The organism is Streptomyces sp. NPDC002076, from assembly GCF_053593835.1.
In genome coordinates this window covers 90,725-107,489 of record NZ_JBSFDI010000007.1, presented here as the reverse complement: position 1 = coordinate 107,489, position 16,765 = coordinate 90,725, and the positions used below count along the sequence as shown (strand labels likewise).

The 16,765-nt window shown below is 70.4% G+C and carries 16 protein-coding genes; 5 read left to right on the top strand and 11 right to left on the bottom strand.

The window, feature by feature from the left end; all coding sequences use genetic code 11:
* Positions 1–38 precede the first annotated feature (38 nt).
* The 3 genes from pta to pyk all read left to right on the top strand — a co-directional run bounded on the left by pta (position 39) and on the right by pyk (position 4,882).
* Positions 39–2,114 (top strand): phosphate acetyltransferase, encoded by a 2,076-nt coding sequence (pta, locus tag ACWCQS_RS17065; RefSeq protein WP_451005155.1) that lies wholly within the window; start codon positions 39–41, stop codon positions 2,112–2,114.
* Positions 2,115–2,137: 23 nt separating this feature from the next.
* Positions 2,138–3,358, top strand: a complete 1,221-nt coding sequence (locus ACWCQS_RS17060) for an acetate kinase (protein ID WP_451005154.1) — start codon at positions 2,138–2,140, stop codon at positions 3,356–3,358.
* A gap of 87 nt (positions 3,359–3,445) precedes the next feature.
* A complete protein-coding gene (gene pyk, locus ACWCQS_RS17055) occupies positions 3,446–4,882 on the top strand; it encodes a pyruvate kinase (protein WP_450981307.1) in 1,437 nt (478 codons plus the stop codon).
* Between the two features lie 100 nt (positions 4,883–4,982).
* On the opposite strand, the gene ACWCQS_RS17050 is transcribed toward pyk, so the two are convergent.
* The 4 genes from ACWCQS_RS17050 to ACWCQS_RS17035 form a co-directional block, all read right to left on the bottom strand.
* Complete coding sequence (locus tag ACWCQS_RS17050; protein WP_451005153.1) at positions 4,983–6,356, bottom strand: hypothetical protein; 1,374 nt, start codon at positions 6,354–6,356, stop codon at positions 4,983–4,985.
* Positions 6,346–6,900 carry a DUF6114 domain-containing protein gene (locus tag ACWCQS_RS17045; RefSeq protein WP_451005152.1) on the bottom strand — a complete coding sequence of 185 codons (555 nt, stop codon included), beginning with the start codon at positions 6,898–6,900 and terminating at the stop codon, positions 6,346–6,348. Before ACWCQS_RS17045 ends, ACWCQS_RS17050 begins: the two co-directional genes overlap by 11 nt.
* A gap of 117 nt (positions 6,901–7,017) precedes the next feature.
* Positions 7,018–7,656 carry a DUF6230 family protein gene (locus tag ACWCQS_RS17040; protein ID WP_451005151.1) on the bottom strand — a complete coding sequence of 213 codons (639 nt, stop codon included), beginning with the start codon at positions 7,654–7,656 and terminating at the stop codon, positions 7,018–7,020.
* Positions 7,657–8,279: 623 nt separating this feature from the next.
* Complete coding sequence (locus ACWCQS_RS17035) at positions 8,280–9,248, bottom strand: tetratricopeptide repeat protein (RefSeq protein WP_451005150.1); 969 nt, start codon at positions 9,246–9,248, stop codon at positions 8,280–8,282.
* Positions 9,249–9,481: 233 nt separating this feature from the next.
* On the opposite strand from ACWCQS_RS17035, the gene ACWCQS_RS17030 reads away from it, so the two are divergent.
* Positions 9,482–10,099, top strand: a complete 618-nt coding sequence (locus ACWCQS_RS17030) for a TetR/AcrR family transcriptional regulator (RefSeq protein ID WP_388620961.1) — start codon at positions 9,482–9,484, stop codon at positions 10,097–10,099.
* A 6-nt stretch (positions 10,100–10,105) separates the two neighbouring features.
* On the opposite strand, the gene ACWCQS_RS17025 is transcribed toward ACWCQS_RS17030, so the two are convergent.
* The 4 genes from ACWCQS_RS17025 to ACWCQS_RS17010 form a co-directional block, all read right to left on the bottom strand.
* Positions 10,106–11,806, bottom strand: a complete 1,701-nt coding sequence (locus tag ACWCQS_RS17025) for an acyl-CoA mutase large subunit family protein (RefSeq protein WP_451005149.1) — start codon at positions 11,804–11,806, stop codon at positions 10,106–10,108.
* Positions 11,807–11,892: 86 nt separating this feature from the next.
* Complete coding sequence (locus ACWCQS_RS17020; RefSeq protein ID WP_451005148.1) at positions 11,893–12,231, bottom strand: DUF3817 domain-containing protein; 339 nt, start codon at positions 12,229–12,231, stop codon at positions 11,893–11,895.
* 43 nt (positions 12,232–12,274) lie between these two features.
* Positions 12,275–12,784 carry a MarR family winged helix-turn-helix transcriptional regulator gene (locus ACWCQS_RS17015; RefSeq protein ID WP_451005147.1) on the bottom strand — a complete coding sequence of 170 codons (510 nt, stop codon included), beginning with the start codon at positions 12,782–12,784 and terminating at the stop codon, positions 12,275–12,277.
* Positions 12,785–12,806: 22 nt separating this feature from the next.
* Entirely contained in the window at positions 12,807–14,063 is a 1,257-nt protein-coding gene (locus ACWCQS_RS17010; RefSeq protein WP_451005146.1) for an MFS transporter, read from the bottom strand.
* Positions 14,064–14,137: 74 nt separating this feature from the next.
* On the opposite strand from ACWCQS_RS17010, the gene ACWCQS_RS17005 reads away from it, so the two are divergent.
* On the top strand, positions 14,138–15,190 hold the full coding sequence (locus tag ACWCQS_RS17005) for a DUF5937 family protein (protein WP_451005145.1): 1,053 nt from the start codon (positions 14,138–14,140) through the stop codon (positions 15,188–15,190).
* On the opposite strand, the gene ACWCQS_RS17000 is transcribed toward ACWCQS_RS17005, so the two are convergent.
* The 3 genes from ACWCQS_RS17000 to ACWCQS_RS16990 all read right to left on the bottom strand — a co-directional run bounded on the left by ACWCQS_RS17000 (position 15,138) and on the right by ACWCQS_RS16990 (position 16,623).
* Positions 15,138–15,890: an SRPBCC family protein gene (locus ACWCQS_RS17000; protein ID WP_451005144.1), complete on the bottom strand. Its 753-nt coding sequence runs from the start codon at positions 15,888–15,890 to the stop codon at positions 15,138–15,140. The two genes, ACWCQS_RS17005 and ACWCQS_RS17000, sit on opposite strands and share 53 nt — an antisense overlap.
* Positions 15,891–15,988: 98 nt before the next feature.
* On the bottom strand, positions 15,989–16,282 hold the full coding sequence (locus ACWCQS_RS16995) for an MTH1187 family thiamine-binding protein (protein ID WP_189891742.1): 294 nt from the start codon (positions 16,280–16,282) through the stop codon (positions 15,989–15,991).
* Positions 16,279–16,623, bottom strand: coding sequence for a DUF3817 domain-containing protein (locus tag ACWCQS_RS16990; RefSeq protein WP_388620947.1), 345 nt, complete (start codon positions 16,621–16,623; stop codon positions 16,279–16,281). The genes ACWCQS_RS16995 and ACWCQS_RS16990 overlap by 4 nt, the downstream gene beginning before the upstream one ends.
* Positions 16,624–16,765: the final 142 nt, after the last annotated feature.

Sequence of the window (16,765 nt, the reverse complement as noted above, 5' to 3'; positions counted from 1 at the left end):
ACATACAGGTCACACGAACAGAGGAACGGAGTGGACGCGTGACGCGCAGCGTGTACGTGACCGGGATCGACCGCGGTGACGGCCGCCAGGTCGTGGAGCTGGGGGTCATGGAGCTCCTGACCCGGCAGGTCGACCGGGTGGGCGTGTTCCGTCCGCTCGTGCACGACGGCCCCGACCGGCTGTTCGAGCTGCTGCGGGCGCGGTACCGCCTCTCCCAGGATCCGGCGACCGTCTACGGCATGGACTACCACGAGGCGTCCGCGCTGCAGGCCGAGCAGGGCACCGACGAGCTGGTCTCCGCGCTGGTCGAGCGCTTCCACCTGGTGGCGCGTGACTACGACGTCGTGCTCGTCCTCGGCACCGACTTCGCCGACACCCAGCTGCCGGACGAGCTGTCCCTGAACGCCCGCCTCGCCAACGAGTTCGGCGCCTCCGTGATCCCGGTGGTCGGCGGCCGCGGGCAGACCACCGAGTCGGTGCTCGCCGAGACCCGCAACGCCTACCGCGCCTACGACGGCCTGGGCTGCGACGTGCTGGCGATGGTCACCAACCGGGTGACCCGCGAGGATCGCGACGAGATCGCCGAGCGGCTCGCGGACCGGCTGCCGGTGCCCTGCTACGTCGTCCCCGACGAGCCCGCGCTGTCCGCGCCGACCGTCGCCCAGATCGCCCATGTCCTCGACGCCAAGGTGCTGCTCGGCGACGACTCCGGGCTCGCCCGGGACGCCCTCGACTTCGTCTTCGGCGGCGCGATGCTGCCCAACCTGCTCGGCGCCCTGACCCCGGGCTGCCTGGTCGTGACCCCGGGCGACCGCGCCGACCTGGTCGTGGGCTCGCTGGCCGCGCACAGCGCCGGCACCCCGCCGATAGCCGGCGTGCTGCTGACCCTGAACGAGGTGCCGAGCGAGGAGATCCTCACCCTCGCCGCCCGCCTCGCCCCCGGCACCCCGGTGCTCTCCGTGACGGGCAACAGCTTCCCCACCGCCGAGCGGCTGTTCTCCCTGGAGGGCAAGCTGAACGCGGCCACCCCGCGCAAGGCGGAGCGGGCGCTCGGCCTCTTCGAGCGGTACGCCGACACCGCCGACCTGGCCGCGCGCGTCAGCGCCCCCAGCACCGACCGGGTCACCCCGATGATGTTCGAGCACAAGCTGCTGGAGCAGGCCCGCGCCGACAAGCGCCGGGTCGTCCTGCCCGAGGGCACCGAGGAGCGGGTGCTGCACGCGGCCGAGGTGCTGCTGCGCCGGGGCGTGTGCGACCTGACCCTGCTCGGCCCGGTCGACCAGATCCGCAAGAAGGCCGCCGACCTCGGCATCGACCTCGGCGACAGCCGGCTGATCGACCCGGCCACCTCGGAACTGCGCGACTCCTTCGCCGAGAAGTACGCCCAGCTCCGGGCCCACAAGGGCGTCACCGTCGAGCTGGCCTACGACGTCGTCTCGGACGTCAACTACTTCGGCACCCTGATGGTCCAGGAGGGCCTCGCCGACGGCATGGTGTCCGGCTCGGTGCACTCCACGGCGGCCACCATCCGCCCGGCCTTCGAGATCATCAAGACCAGGCCCGAGTCGTCGATCGTCTCGTCCGTCTTCTTCATGTGCCTGGCCGACAAGGTGCTGGTCTACGGCGACTGCGCGGTCAACCCGGACCCGAACGCCGAGCAGCTCGCGGACATCGCCATCCAGTCGGCGTCCACGGCCGCGCAGTTCGGCGTGGAGCCCAGGATCGCGATGCTGTCGTACTCCACGGGCACGTCCGGCTTCGGCGCCGATGTCGAGAAGGTGCGCGAGGCCACCGAGCTGGCCCGCTCGCGCCGGCCCGACCTGAAGATCGAGGGGCCGATCCAGTACGACGCGGCCGTCGAGCCGTCCATCGCCGCGACCAAGCTGCCGGACTCCGATGTCGCCGGGCAGGCCAGCGTGCTGATCTTCCCCGACCTCAACACCGGCAACAACACCTACAAGGCCGTGCAGCGCTCGGCCGGCGCGATCGCCGTCGGGCCGGTCCTGCAGGGGCTGCGCAAGCCGGTCAACGATCTGTCCCGGGGCGCGCTCGTCCAGGACATCGTCTCCACCGTCGCCATCACGGCGATCCAGGCCCAGACGCCCGCCAACTGAGTACAGAGAGCATCAGAATCACCGTGGCAGATAACCTCGCGGCGAGCCGCGTCCTCGTCCTCAACTCCGGCTCCTCGTCGGTGAAGTACCAGCTCCTCGACATGCGCGACGCGAGCCGGCTCGCCGTCGGGCTGGTGGAGCGCATCGGCGAGCAGACCTCCCGGCTCAAGCACACCTGCCTCATCTCCGGGGCCACCCGCGAGCACACCGGGCCGATCGCCGACCACGATGCCGCCCTCAAGGCGGTCGCCGAGGAGCTGACCCGGGACGGGCTGGGCCTGGACTCGCCGGAACTTGCCGCGATCGGGCACCGGGTGGTGCACGGCGGCATGTTCTTCACCGAGCCGACCGTCATCGACGACGAGGTGCTCGCCGAGATCGAGCGGCTGATCCCGGTCGCCCCGCTGCACAACCCGGCCAACCTGACCGGCATCCGCACCGCCCAGGCGCTGCGCCCCGACCTGCCCCAGGTCGCCGTGTTCGACACCGCGTTCCACACGACGATGCCGGAGTCGGCGGCGCGCTACGCGATCGACCCGAAGATCGCCGACCGCCACCGCATCCGCCGCTACGGCTTCCACGGCACCTCGCACGCCTACGTCTCGCGTGAGACCGCGCGGCTGCTGGGCAAGGACCCGTCCGAGGTCAACGTCATCGTGCTGCACCTGGGCAACGGCGCCTCGGCGTCCGCCGTGGAGAAGGGCCGGTGCGTGGACACCTCCATGGGGCTCACTCCTTTGGAGGGGCTGGTGATGGGTACGCGCTCCGGTGATGTGGATCCGGCCGTCATCTTCCATTTGGCCCGGGTTGGGGATATGTCCATGGACGAGATCGACACTCTTCTCAACAAGAGGAGCGGTCTGTTCGGTCTGTGCGGGGACAACGACATGCGGGAGATCCGCCGCCGGATCGACGAGGGCGACGAAGCCGCCGCTCTCGCGTTCGACATTTACATTCACCGGCTCAAGAAGTACATCGGCGCCTATTACGCCGTGCTCGGGAAGGTGGACGCGGTCGCGTTCACGGCCGGGGTCGGCGAGAACGCGGCCCCCGTGCGGGAGGCGGCGATCGCGGGCCTGGAGAGCCTTGGCCTGGCCGTCGACCCGGAGCTGAACGGCGTGCGCTCGGGCGATCCCCGGCTGATCTCGCCGGAGTCGGCGCGGGTGGCGGTGGCCGTGGTCCCGACGGATGAAGAACTGGAGATCGCGACGCAGACCTACGCACTGGTCGGAAAGAACAACTGAATAGCAGCACCTGAGCGGTGCGGCACTCATTTGTATCTTCCGCCAGACGGAATATTCCGTAGCGAAACAAACCGATAGGATCGCCCCATGCGCCGTTCGAAAATCGTCTGTACTCTCGGCCCCGCGGTCGACTCCCACGAGATGCTCGTCGCCATGATCGAGGCGGGCATGAATGTGGCCCGGTTCAACTTCAGCCACGGCTCCCACGCCGAGCACCAGGCGCGGTACGACCGCGTCCGGGCCGCGTCCAAGGAGACCGGCCGGCCCATCGGCGTCCTCGCCGACCTGCAGGGCCCGAAGATCCGCCTGGAGACCTTCGCCGAGGGTCCGGTCGAGCTGGAACGCGGTGACGAGTTCGTCATCACGACCGAGGACGTTCCGGGCGACAAGAGCATCTGCGGTACGACGTACAAGGGGCTGCCGGGCGACGTCTCGCGCGGCGACCAGGTCCTGATCAACGACGGCAACGTCGAGCTGAAGGTCCTGGACGTCGAGGGCCCCCGGGTGAAGACGATCGTCATCGAGGGCGGTGTCGTCTCCGACCACAAGGGCATCAACCTGCCCGGCGCGGCCGTCAACGTGCCCGCGCTGAGCGAGAAGGACGTCGAGGACCTGCGCTTCGCCCTCCGCATGGGCTGCGACCTGGTCGCGCTGTCCTTCGTCCGGGACGCCAAGGACGTGCAGGACGTGCACCGCGTCATGGACGAGGAGGGCCGCCGCGTCCCGGTCATCGCCAAGGTGGAGAAGCCGCAGGCGGTGCAGAACATGGAGGACGTCGTGATGGCGTTCGACGGTGTGATGGTCGCCCGCGGTGACCTCGCCGTCGAGTACCCGCTCGAGAAGGTCCCCATGGTGCAGAAGCGCCTGATCGAGCTGTGCCGGCGCAACGCCAAGCCGGTGATCGTGGCGACCCAGATGATGGAGTCGATGATCACCAACTCCCGTCCGACCCGCGCCGAGGCCTCCGACGTGGCCAACGCGATCCTGGACGGCGCCGACGCGGTCATGCTGTCGGCCGAGTCCAGCGTGGGCGCCTACCCGGTCGAGACGGTCAAGACCATGTCGAAGATCGTCCAGGCAGCCGAGCAGGAGCTGCTCTCCAAGGGCCTGCAGCCGCTGGTGCCGGGCAAGAAGCCGCGCACCCAGGGCGGTTCGGTGGCCCGTGCGGCCTGCGAGATCGCCGACTTCCTCGGCGGCCGGGGCCTGGTCGCCTTCACCCAGTCCGGTGACACCGCGCGCCGTCTGTCCCGCTACCGCGCGATCCAGCCGATCATCGCCTTCACCACGGACGAGGGCACCCGCAACCAGCTCACCCTGAGCTGGGGCGTGGAGCCGCACGTCGTGCCGTTCGTGAACACCACCGACGAGATGGTCGACCTGGTGGACCAGGAGGTCGCCCGGCTCGGCCGCTTCGACGCGGGCGACACGGTCATCATCACCGCCGGCTCGCCCCCCGGCGTCCCGGGCACCACCAACATGCTCCGCGTCCACCACCTCGGCACCCAGAACTCCCAGAACAACTGACGGGCCAAACAAGGGCCTTGTACGGCGCTGAGGGCGCCCCCCTGGACCAGGGGGGCGCCCTCAGCTGTGTGCGGCTCCCGAACGGGCTTTGCAGGACCGGTCAGTCGGTCGTGTACACATGCATGCCGGGCACGTGCAGATTGCCGCCGAACTGCGCCGCCTGCACCACGTGGACGTTGGTGAAGTAGATCAGCGGAAGGTTCAGCGGGGGCGGGCTGTCGGGCGTGAACGTCATCGGGATCAGACCGAACAGGTTGCCCGAGATGCTCTGGGTGTACATCGTGGTGGCGCCGCCCCGGATGGTGGACGTCGAGCCCTGGGCCGCCTGCACGTGGTAGGTCTTGCCGGAGAGCTTGTCGTTCACCGTCTGGTGCAGGTCGCCGATGTCCGTGCCGCCGGAGATGACGTACTTCAGCACCTTCTTGGTGGTGCCTGACGCCGTCTTCACCTCGACGATGCCCTGGTAGTCGGCGCCCTTGAGCAGCAGCGAGCTGGCGCTGAGGTACCAGGGGTCGTCCGCCACCGGCACCTTGTTGTCGACGCCGCTCTGGTCGGTGGTGGCCGCCGGGCAGTTCTGCGCCGAGGCGGAGGAACTCGCCGACGGGTTCGGCGTGGCCGACTCGGCCGCCTTGACGGTGTCCTGGGCCGTCTTGGTGACCGTGTCGGTGGTCTTCTTGACCGTGTCGGTCGCCTTCTTGACAGTGTCCCCGACCGTCTTGCCGGCCGTGGAGACGGTGTCCTTCACGGTGTCGGTGGCCTTGGAGCCGGACGACGACGCGTCCGGGGAGGCGCTCGCCGACGGGCTCGCGGACGGCGTCGAGCTCGCGGCGGAGCTGCCGGAGTCCGAACTGCCGCCGCCGAGGATGCCGCCGAGCGTGTCCCCGAGGGTGCCCAGCAGACCGCCGCTGCTCTTGGACGCGGACGGGGCGGGCGTGGCCGTGTCACCGCTGGACGACGACGAACCCGACGAACCGGAGCCCGAGTCCGAGCCGGAGCCCGAGGAGCCGGAGGTCGCGGACGGCTGGGGCGTGGCCTTGTCGCCGGAACCTGAATCCGACGAAGAGGTCTTGCCCGAGTCACCGGACTGCGTGGCCTTCGAGTCCTTGGCGTCCGCGCTCGCCGAGGGCGACGGCGTGGCCGTGTCGGCGCTCTTCGAGGCGGAGGGCGAGGGCGACGACGACGCGTCCTTGGACCCGTCCAGCGCCTTCACGCAGTCCTTGTACTCGTCGGCCGTCAGGCTCTTGGCCGTGGTCGACGGGGACGGGCTGCCGCCGTTGCCGGCCGCGAGGGCCAGCGAGGACGTGAAGCCCATGCCCATCAGCACCGCCGTCGGCATCGCCACGGTGGCTATCGCCTTGCCGGCCGGCATGTGGAACCTGGTGAACAGCGGCTTCCTGGGGGCCGCGTGTCGGGGCCCGGTTCTCGCGCGCGACCCGTCCACATCGGTCGCGCGGGTCACCTCGTCAGCCGGCACTGTGCCTCCCGTTCGCCCCGTTGGCCGGGCTCGTTCCTGACAGGTCGTTCTCCCCCGACGCGTCCATGCGCTGCTCGGGCAGCGGCGCGGTCTGCGGGGCACCGCCCTCGTCCGGGCCCGCCTCGGCCGGCGGCTGCGGCTGCGGCGGAGTGCCCGGCGACCAGGCGACGGCCATCGCCCCTCCGATGAGGGCGAGCAGGAAGCCCATGATGAAGCCGCCGAAGTTGGAGACGGGCAGGGACACCAGCGCCAGCAGGATCGCGGCGACGCCCGCGAACGTCCGTACGTGCTTCTGGAACCAGAGGCTGATGCCCAGGACGATGAGCAGTACGCCGATGATCAGGGATCCCGCTCCCGCCGTCGTCGCCATCGCCAGCGTCAGATGCCCGACCTGGAGGTGGAAGTAGGGGAAGTAGATGATCGGAAGACCGCTGAGCAGGACGTACAGACCGGCCCAGAACGGACGCGTGCCCCGCCAGGCGCGGAACTGCAGCCTCCGGCGGGTGAACTGGCCGGGCGCGGCGGCAGGAGTCTCGGCGCTCATGGAAAACAGCTCCCTGGTGCGGCGTTGCTGTGGTCGTGATGTGTGCCGCGCGTGAAGACGCGGCCGGAGAGGGGACGGGCGGGGGCGCCATCGGCTCCCCCGCCCGTCAACGAGTGCTTAGTAGCACTCCGCGCCATCGGTCGACAGCGACATGTGCAGACCGCTCAGCTTGAAGGTACCGGCGGTGGTCGCCCACGCCGTCTGCTTCACGCCGGTCAACGTGGCCGAGTCGGCCTGCTGGGCGAAGCCGTACGGGTTGGCCTGCTCGCCCCCGCCCTTCATGCCCGGACCCTTGTCGGCGTCCTTGGCGGCAACACCGATGTCGATGTTGTTGAAGGTGGCGTCGGCGTTGAGGTCCGCGACGTCGATGTAGATCCGGTCGGCCTCGACCTTGTCGTGACCCGGTCCACCCGCCCGCAGGATCAGGCTGACCTTGCCGAAGATCGGCACGTCGGGCGTGACCACGGACTGGCACAGGTTGGTGATCTCGGCGTGGGTGAACGCCGAGACGGCAACCGGGTGGAGCGTCTTCTTACCGTTCAGCTCATAGCCGTTGTCGAGGGCACCGTACTGCTCGAAGCCCTTGCCCTCGAGCGTGTCGGCCGTCACCTTGAACGACTGACCCGACACACTGAACGACGCAGCGAGAGCGCCCTGCGCGAGGGCGACACCTATCGCGGCCGTCGCGGCGACGCTGGGCACCATGACCACAGCGAACCGCTTCCATCTGGTCCCGCCACGCACCTGGGACTCCATATTTCCTCCTTCTCGGACGTACATCTCCTGGCCCGGACTCGCCACCGGTCGGCGGCTCAACCAGGCAGGGATGGGAGAAGTGCTACGTCCTCGGAAAGGAGAGCGCCCGCGCTCGGCGGCGCGAACCGCGCCCGAATCACCGGCGATCACCCCCGAGCGACAACCACTGGTCGCGCCTGACACGCATCACGCACAACCTTGCTGGACAGGCTTCGCTGTTGGGCGAAGACCCCCCTGCCCTAGAGCCGGCGCCACTGCCGTCGGCTCTGCTCGGTGGGGACCCAGATTCTCCCGTGACCCGACCGGCTGCCGGGGTGAGGGAATGGACCGAGCGTCGCCGATCGTGGTGCATTCTCGCGCCGGGCACAAGGGGGTTCGTTACTGGCTAGTAACGGCCGGATAACCGGAGGACGACCGACCGATCTCGGAGCGCGACGCTGGGTGGCATTCATGGGCAGAGCAAAGCCGTTGATCCCTGGATGAAACCAGACAGATCAACGGCCTCGACTTACTCCGAGTAACAGTTTGCGCAATTACCAAGCTTTGGTAAAGCAGAGCCGCCGTGACGACTCGTCGGCAAACCTTTCACCCCGGCATCACAAGCCGTGGCGTTTAGCGACTGGTCAGAACAGGGCGCGCGCGAGGGCCCTTCGTGCGCCCACCACGCGCGCATCCTCGGGTCCCACGACCTCGAACAGTTCGAGCAGCCGGCGCCGCACGGTGTCCCGGTCGTCACCCACCGTACGCTGCACGGTCTCGATCAGCCGTCCGAAGGCGTCCTCGACATGCCCGCCCACCAGATCCAGATCGGCGGCGGCGATCTGCGCGTCGACGTCCTTCGGCTTCTCCGCGGCCTCCTGGCGGACCTTCTGCGGGTCGAAGCCCTGCACCCGCTGCAGCAACTCGGCCTGCGCGAGACCCAGTTTGGCCTCGGGGTGGGCCGGGTCGTCGGCCAGCACGTTCTGGTACGCCCGGATGGCACCGCCCAGGTCGCCCGCGTCCAGCGCCTCGGCGGCGGCGTTCAGCGCCGCGTCGTACGGCCCCGCCTGCTCCTGCGCGGCGGCCTGTCCCGGCTGCGCGTCCGGGTCGACGGTCAGGCCGGTGATGCCGAAGCGCTGCTCGGCGACCTCCACCAGCTGGTCCAGGGTCTGCCGGATCTGCTGCTCGCCGGCCGCCCCCTGGAACAGCGGCAGCGCCTGTCCGGCCACGACGGCGAAGACGGCCGGGATGCCCTGCACCCCGAACTGCTGCATCAGCATCTGGTTGGCGTCGACGTCGATCTTGGCGAGGAGGATGCGCCCGCCGTACTCGACGGCCAGCCGCTCCAGGACCGGGCTCAGCTGCTTGCAGGGCTGACACCACTCGGCCCAGAAGTCGATGACGACGGGTACTTCGGCGGAGCGCTGGAGGACGTCCCTCTCGAAGCCCGCCTCATCGACGTCGATGACGAGATCGGCCGGGGCGACGGCACCCGTGCCGCCGTGCCGGGCGGCCTCGGCGCGCGTCTGCTCGGCCTTGGCCTTGGCCTCCTGGGCCGCCTTCACCGCGGCGAGGTCGACGACGCCGCTCATGGACATGTTCCGTGGCTGCATGCGTCTATCCTCCCCCGTTATCGCGCCGGAATGAAAAAGTGTCGTGCGCGGGCGCCGGGTCCCCACCCCACGCCCCCGTGGTCACCGCTCGCGTGCGTCCCGTGTACGTCCGTCACGACCCCGCACGCGCTTTCGCTACGACTCGTAGCGTAATGCCATGCGGACCCCCCGCGACACCACTCCCCGGTGATCTCCCTCACGACCGCACAGATCCCGCCGGTTATGGTCGAGGGATGCAGAGCCGCACTCCCGCCAGCCGTACCGGGCGCCCGCGCAGCGCCGCCGCGGACACCGCGATCCTGGCCGCGACCCGGGAGGCGCTGGTGGAACTGGGCTGGTCCAAGCTCACGCTGGGAGACGTGGCGACCCGGGCCGGGGTTGCGAAGACGACGCTGTACCGCCGCTGGGCCGGCAAGCCCGAGCTGGTGTGCGACGCGGTGGCGGAACTCTTCGACGAGCTGGAGCTTCCCGACCGCGGCAGCCTGGCCGCCGACATCGAGGGCGTGGTCCTGCAGTTCGCGGCCATCCTGGCCCGTCCGGAGGCCAAGAGTGGCCTGATGGCGGTGGTCGCCGAGTCCACCCGCGACGACGCCCTGCGCGAGCGCATCCGCGCCTCCATCGTGGAGCGCCAGATGCGCCTGGTCCTGCAGGGCCGCGCCCGCGCCCAGAGCCGCGGCGAACTCCCCCCGGAACCCGACCCGGAGGAGTCCGCCCGCACGGGCGACATGATCTTCGACATGGTCGCGGGTGCGGTGGTCCACCGCACCCTGGTGAGCGGCAAACCGGCGGACGAGGAGTGGGTCCGCGACTTCACACGGGTACTGCTCCTGGGCCTGACCTCGTCCGCCTGAGCCCGCTCAGAAGCCCGCGGGCTCCGTGTACACGCCCCACTCGTCCCGCAGCACCCCGCAGATCTCGCCCAGGGTCGCCTCGGCCCGCACCGCGTCGAGCATCGGCTCGATCATGTTGGACCCCTCCCGCGCGGCAGCCAGCATGGCCTCCAGCGCGGAGCGCACCGCGGACTCGTCCCGCGTGGCCTTGCGCGCACCGAGGACGCGCACCTGCTCCCGCTCCACCTCATGGCTGACCCGCAGGATCTCCAGATCCCCGGTCACGGACCCGGTGTGGACATTGACGCCGACGACCTTCTTGTCGCCCTTCTCCAGCGCCTGCTGGTAGCGGAAGGCGGACTCGGCGATCTCGCCGGTGAACCAGCCGTCCTCGATCCCGCGCAGGATCCCGGAGGTGATCGGCCCGATCGGGTGCCGCCCGTCCGGGTGGGCCCGCAGGCCCCGCTCCTTGATCTGCTCGAAGATCTTCTCCGCGTCGGCCTCGATCCGGTCCGTCAGCTGCTCGACGTACCACGAACCGCCCAGCGGGTCGGCCACGCCCGCAACCCCGGTCTCCTCCATCAGCACCTGCTGGGTGCGCAGCGCGATCTCCGCCGCCTGCTCGCTGGGCAGCGCGAGCGTCTCGTCGAGCGCGTTGGTGTGCAGCGAGTTGGTCCCGCCGAGGACCGCCGCCAGCGCCTCCACGGCCGTACGGACGACGTTGTTGTACGGCTGCTGGGCCGTCAGCGACACACCGGCCGTCTGCGTGTGGAACCGCAGCCACTGCGCCTTGTCGCTCTTCGCGCCGTACACGTCCCGCATCCAGCGGGCCCAGATCCGGCGCGCGGCACGGAACTTGGCGATCTCCTCGAAGAAATCGACGTGTGCGTCGAAGAAGAAGGACAGGCCGGGCGCGAAGACGTCCACGTCCAGGCCGCGGCTGAGCCCCAGCTCGACGTATCCGAAGCCGTCCGCCAGGGTGTACGCCAGCTCCTGCGCGGCCGTCGACCCCGCCTCACGGATGTGGTAGCCGGACACGGACAGCGGCTTGTAGGCAGGAATACCGGCCGCGCAGTACTCCATGAGGTCGCCGATCAGGCGCAGATGCGGCTCGGGCTGGAAGAGCCACTCCTTCTGCGCGATGTACTCCTTGAAGATGTCGGTCTGCAGCGTGCCGTTGAGGACCGACGGGTCCACGCCCTGGCGCTCGGCGGCGACCAGGTACATGCAGAAGACGGGCACGGCGGGCCCGCTGATGGTCATGGAGGTGGTGACGTCACCGAGCGGGATGTCCTTGAACAGGACCTCCATGTCGGCGGCCGAGTCGATGGCGACCCCGCAGTGCCCGACCTCGCCCAGCGAGCGGGGGTCGTCGGAGTCGCGCCCCATGAGCGTCGGCATGTCGAAGGCCACGGACAGACCGCCGCCGCCGGCGGCCAGGATCATCTTGTACCGCTCGTTGGTCTGCTCGGCGTTGCCGAACCCGGCGAACTGCCGGATCGTCCAGGTACGCCCGCGGTAGCCGGTCGGATGGAGCCCGCGCGTGAAGGGGTACTCCCCGGGCCAGCCGATCCGCTCGAATCCCTCGTACGTGTCGCCCGGTCGGGGCCCGTACACCGGCTCCACGGGATCGCCGGAGAGCGTGGTGAAGTCTGCGTCCCGCTTGCGGGCCGCGTCGTAGCGGGCCTGCCAGCGTCGGCGGCCCTCCTCGATGGCGTGAGCGTCCATACCATCGAATTTACTTGGACGTCCTAGTAAATGTCGATGGCTGACCGCCGTACGACGTCCGTACGGCGGTGTGATGCCGGTCGCCCTTACGCCTTGGCGACGGCCGGGGCCTGGTCGGCGACCTTGGCCTCCAGCTCGCGGCTGATCCTGCGCTCGACGAAGAAGGCGGCCGTCGGGATCGTCCCCGCGAGCAGCACCCACAGCTGCTTGCCGATCGGCATCTTCGTCTTGGAGCCCAGGTCGAAGGCGACGACGAGGTAGACGACGTACAGCCAGCCGTGGGCGATGGCGACGACCTCGGTGACGGACTTGGCGCCGTCGATGTGGAGCCCGTACTTCGCGATCATGCTCAGGCACAGCAGGACCAGCAGGACACCGGTGGTGTAGGCCATGACGCGGTAGCGGGTCAGCACGCTCTTCTTCATGCCGACGAGCGTAACCACCCGTTCCGGGAGATCTTGCCCCGGGTCACTCCTCCTCGAAGTCGTGCGCCGCGATGCGCAGCGGGCGGAGCATCGCGAAGATCTCCGCGCACTCCTCCGCGTCGTACACGCCGAGCCCGAAGTCCATCGCCATCAGGTCGCGAGTGGCCGCGTCGACCACCTCACGGCCCTTGTCGGTGATGACGGCGAGGGTGCCGCGGCCGTCGTTGGGATTGGGCCGCTTGGCGACCAGCCCGGACTTCACCAGCCGGTCGACCGTGTTCGTCACGGACGTGGGATGCACCATCAGCCGCTCGCCGATCTTGGACATGGGCAGCTCGCCGGCCTTGGAGAAGGTGAGCAGCACCAGTGCCTCGTACCGCGCGAACGTCAGTCCGTACGGCTTGACCACCGCGTCCACCTCGGCGAGCAGGATCTGCTGGGCCCGCATGATCGAGGTGATCGCGGCCATGGACGGCACGTTTCCCCAGCGCTGCTTCCAGAGCTCGTCGGCGCGCGCGATGGGGTCGAACGGGAGGCTGAGTGGCTTCGGCACGTCATCAGACCCTACCGGCCGGTCATATTCCGGGCAGCCCCGTCTCGGCTTTCGGTCGCTTCTCGGCCCTCGGCTCCTTCTCCGTGGCCCGGGCGGCCACAGCCAGCCCGCAACAGCAGAGCACACCCGTCACACCGGCCCCGGCCACCGCCGTACGCAGACCCGCCGTCTGCGCCGCCACACCGGCCAGTGCCATGCCGACGCCCTGGACGGTCATCAGCCCGGCCTGCAGCATGGTCATGGCCCGCCCGCGCAGTTCCTGCGGCACGGCCCGCACGAACCACTGGTCCAGGCCCAGCGTGTACGCCGACCCGGCCCCGGACAGCAGCAGGAGCACCAGGGAGGCGGTAAGTCCGGGGCGCAGGGCGTAGCCGAGGTACGGCAGCAGGGTCAGGCAGAGCAACGGGAGGGCGATGCGTTCGCGGGTATTCGGCCGCAGCCGGGCCCCGGCGAACAGTTCGCCGGCCACCGTGCCGACGGGCAGCGCGCACATCAGCAGGCCGAGGCCCACGGAACCGCTGCCCAGCTCGTCGGCGTACGGCGCCGCCAGGGCCTCTGGTACGACCGAGAACGCCGCCGGGATCCAGAACATGAGCAGCAGGACGCGCACGCGGCGGTCGGCCGGCAGCCCCCGCAGACCGGACGGAGTGCCCGCGCCCCGGCATGTGCGGGCCGGGCGGTGCCGGGTGCCGCAGCGCAGCAGCGTGGCGGAGGCGAGGAAGGTGCCGACGGTGATCAGCAGGGCGTGGCGCGGGCTGACGGCGGTCAGCAGCAGACCGCCGAGGCCGTAGCCGACGAGCAGCGCGCTCTGCGCGACGATCCGCAGCAGGGAGCGGCCGAGGACGAACAGTTCGCCGTCGCCGAGGACGTCGGCCAGGGTGGCCATACGGGTGCCGGAGAACACCGGCGAGACGACGGCGAGCGCGCAGCGCAGCGCGAGCAGCAGCCCGATGCCGGTGCCCGGCACCGTCATCAGGGCCACACAGCCGGCGCACACCACATCGCAGCCGACCAGCACGCGCCGGGCCGGGAAGCGGTCGGCGACGGGCGCGAGCAGGGTGCCGCCCACGGCGTACGGCAGGAAGCCGAGGGCGAAGGTGAGCGCGCTCAGCAGGGGCGAGCGGGTGAGGTCGTAGACGAGGACGGAGAGCGCGATCTCGCTGACGATCACGCCGAGCATGGACAGGACGTGCGCGGCGAAGACGGCCCGGAACTCGGGCACGGCGAAGACACGGCCGTACCCGGCGGACGCCGGGCCGGCCCCGGTGGGAGCGGACATGCCGGGCAGCGTGCCCGGGGACGGTCCGGGAGCCGTAGAGTTTCGGCTCCAGCCGAATCTCCCCGGGGGTGTGCATGGCGTCGAGGCTGCACTTCGGCGACGACGACTTCCTGCGCTGCCGGTTCGCGATCTCCCCGCTGTGGGAGACGCAGGAGGCGGTGCGCACCCTGAAGCGGCCGGACCGGCACGCCTATCAGGCGCCCTGGCTGCGGCGGATCAGGGATGCGGCGGCCGGGCTCGACCTTGCTCCGCTGTGGCTGCTGATGCCCCGGCGGGGGCACTCGCCGGACTGGCTCGGGGCGCCGCCGATCGGGCCGGCCGCCACGTTCGAGGAGGAGATCGCGGCCGTACGGGCGTCCGATCCGGAAGCGGCCCGCGAGGACACCGCGCTCTCCCTGGCCTGCACACCCGGCGCGCTGGAGTCGCCCCAGGGCCGCGCCTGGCTCGCCGACCCGGCCCGGATGATCGAGGAGCTGGCGGACGCCGTGGAGGAGGCCTGGCGGGCGCTGATCGCCCCGGACTGGCCCCGGCTGCGGGCTCTGCTGGAGGCGGACGTGGCCTTCCACTCCCGCCGCCTGGCCGAGGTGGGCCTCGGCACGCTGCTGCCGGAGCTGGACAGCCGCCTGTCCTGGGACGGGCGCACGCTGACTCTCGCCCTGCACACCGAGTACGCCCGCGACCTCGGCGGCCAGGGGCTCGTACTGATGCCGAGCGTCTTCTCGTGGCCCGACGTGATCACCGGTTTCGAACCACCGTGGCAGCCGACGCTGGTCTATCCGGCCCGGGGAATCGCGGGCCTGTGGACGGAGTCGGGCGAACGGACGCCGGAGGCGTTGGTACGGCTGCTGGGCCGAAACCGCGCCGAGGTGCTGGCCGCGCTGGACGAACCGGCGACCACCACGGCACTGGCCCACCGACTACGGCTGGCCCCCTCATCGGTGTCGGCCCACCTGACGGTGCTGCGGGATGCCGGTCTGCTGACCTCACGGCGGTACGGACATCAGGTGCTGTACGAGCGGACACCCCTGGGGGTGGCACTGACGAGCTCCGGGACTTCGCAGGTCGCCCGGACCCTCACCCGTACGCCTCCAGCCGCCGCAGCACCCGCGGCGCACGCGCCCGGGTGACCGGCGCCCGCAGGCAGCGCCGGGCGGCGGGCGTCCCGGCCAGCGGCGCCTTGAAGACCGCGAGCGACCCGGCGACCACCAGCACCAGCGGGCACAGATAGGCCACGGTGTCGGCGAAGGACCCGAAGAGCCGCAGCAGCGACTCCAGCCCCAGCCCGGTCAGACACACCGTGAGGACAACCGCACGGACCGCCAGCTCGACGATCCAGTTGACCAGGGCCCGCTCGGGGGTGATCCCCCGCTCCAGCCACAGCCGGAGCCGGTCGAAGGACCACGCCGTCGCCCAGCCCGTGAGCGGCCTAAGGACCAGGCGGTCCGCGGCTGCCCCGAACGCGCCCCCGCGGGCGCGGTACTCGTACCCGGTGAGCAGGCGCACGCCCTGCGCGTCGGGCACGTAACGCCAGTAGGCGCTCGCCTCGGCGATCGGGGAGAGCGGGTGCGAGGAGGAGAAACGCAGGGCGCACACGCGCGTGCCGTCGGGGCGGTCCCTCTCGCCGGCGGCGACGCCGGTGCCGGGCACGGTGAGGAGCGGCAGTACGCGCCAGGTGCACGTGAAGCGCCGGGGCTCGCCCGCCACGCCCGGCAGGGGGGCGATGGACTTGAAGCGGAGGTCCCAGCGCAGGCGCGTGGCGGGGTCCTGGGTGTGCGCCCACAGCTCGTCGAGATCGGCGCGTATGTGTGTCTCTCGGTAGAGACGCATGGTGTTCCCCCAGGCCAGAGCGTGAAGTTGAGCGATCGCTCGGATGATCAGGAGGGGAACGTACACCTCCCCCGGCGACCGCTCAAAAGGGGGCCGAACTACTGCGCCAGATGCCGTTCCACGGTCTCGACCTTGGAGGTGAGCCCGTCGGTCACGCCGGGGCGGATGTCGGCCTTGAGGACGAGCGACACGCGCGGGGCGCGCGCCTCCACGGCCGCGACGGCGCGCCTGACGACGTCCATGACCTCGTCCCACTCGCCCTCGATCGAGGTGAACATGGCGTCGGTGCGGTTGGGCAGCCCCGACTCGCGCACCACGCGGACGGCGTCGGCGACGTACTCCCCCACGTCCTCGCCGACGCCCAGCGGCGTCACGGAGAAGGCGACGATCATGCGTTCACGATTCCTTCCTTGCGGGCGCGGGCCGCGATGACGGCGTTCTCGGCCTCGCGGCGCAGCTTGCGCTCGGCGAAGAAGCCGCCGGTGGGCAGCACCGAGAGGACGAAGTAGAGGAGACCGGTCTTCAGCGGCCACTTGGCGCGGTTCCAGGCGTCCGCCCAGAAGATCACGTACAGGATGAACAGGACGCCGTGGACCGCGCCCATGACGGGGACCGCGTTGAAGTCGGTGGTCCGCTTCAGCACCGAGCAGACGAGGAGGATCAGGAAGGACACGGCCTCGGGCGCGGAGACCAGGCGGAGGCGGCGGAGGGCGGTGGCGGTCTTGATGTCCACGGATCACCTTCGGTGGGAGGGGGCGCGACGGTCTCGCGGTTACGGTCCGTCGGCTGCGGGCTGCCGTTTGTGAACGCACGCACAAGCGTCCCACCATTGAAGCAAACGGCAGCCCTAGGGGTCCGCTCAGGGTCGGTATCCA

Bases quoted from the DNA above. Each gene is read 5' to 3' on its own strand.
- pyk (WP_450981307.1), top strand. From the start codon at position 3,446: ATGCGCCGTTCGAAAATCGTCTGTACTCTCGGCCCCGCGGTCGACTCC.
- ACWCQS_RS17045 (WP_451005152.1), bottom strand. From the start codon at position 6,900: ATGAGCGCCGAGACTCCTGCCGCCGCGCCCGGCCAGTTCACCCGCCGG.
- ACWCQS_RS17040 (WP_451005151.1), bottom strand. From the start codon at position 7,656: ATGGAGTCCCAGGTGCGTGGCGGGACCAGATGGAAGCGGTTCGCTGTG.
- ACWCQS_RS17035 (WP_451005150.1), bottom strand. From the start codon at position 9,248: ATGCAGCCACGGAACATGTCCATGAGCGGCGTCGTCGACCTCGCCGCG.
- ACWCQS_RS17030 (WP_388620961.1), top strand. From the start codon at position 9,482: ATGCAGAGCCGCACTCCCGCCAGCCGTACCGGGCGCCCGCGCAGCGCC.
- ACWCQS_RS17025 (WP_451005149.1), bottom strand. From the start codon at position 11,806: ATGGACGCTCACGCCATCGAGGAGGGCCGCCGACGCTGGCAGGCCCGC.
- ACWCQS_RS17020 (WP_451005148.1), bottom strand. From the start codon at position 12,231: ATGAAGAAGAGCGTGCTGACCCGCTACCGCGTCATGGCCTACACCACC.
- ACWCQS_RS17010 (WP_451005146.1), bottom strand. From the start codon at position 14,063: ATGTCCGCTCCCACCGGGGCCGGCCCGGCGTCCGCCGGGTACGGCCGT.
- ACWCQS_RS17005 (WP_451005145.1), top strand. From the start codon at position 14,138: ATGGCGTCGAGGCTGCACTTCGGCGACGACGACTTCCTGCGCTGCCGG.
- ACWCQS_RS17000 (WP_451005144.1), bottom strand. From the start codon at position 15,890: ATGCGTCTCTACCGAGAGACACACATACGCGCCGATCTCGACGAGCTG.
- ACWCQS_RS16995 (WP_189891742.1), bottom strand. From the start codon at position 16,282: ATGATCGTCGCCTTCTCCGTGACGCCGCTGGGCGTCGGCGAGGACGTG.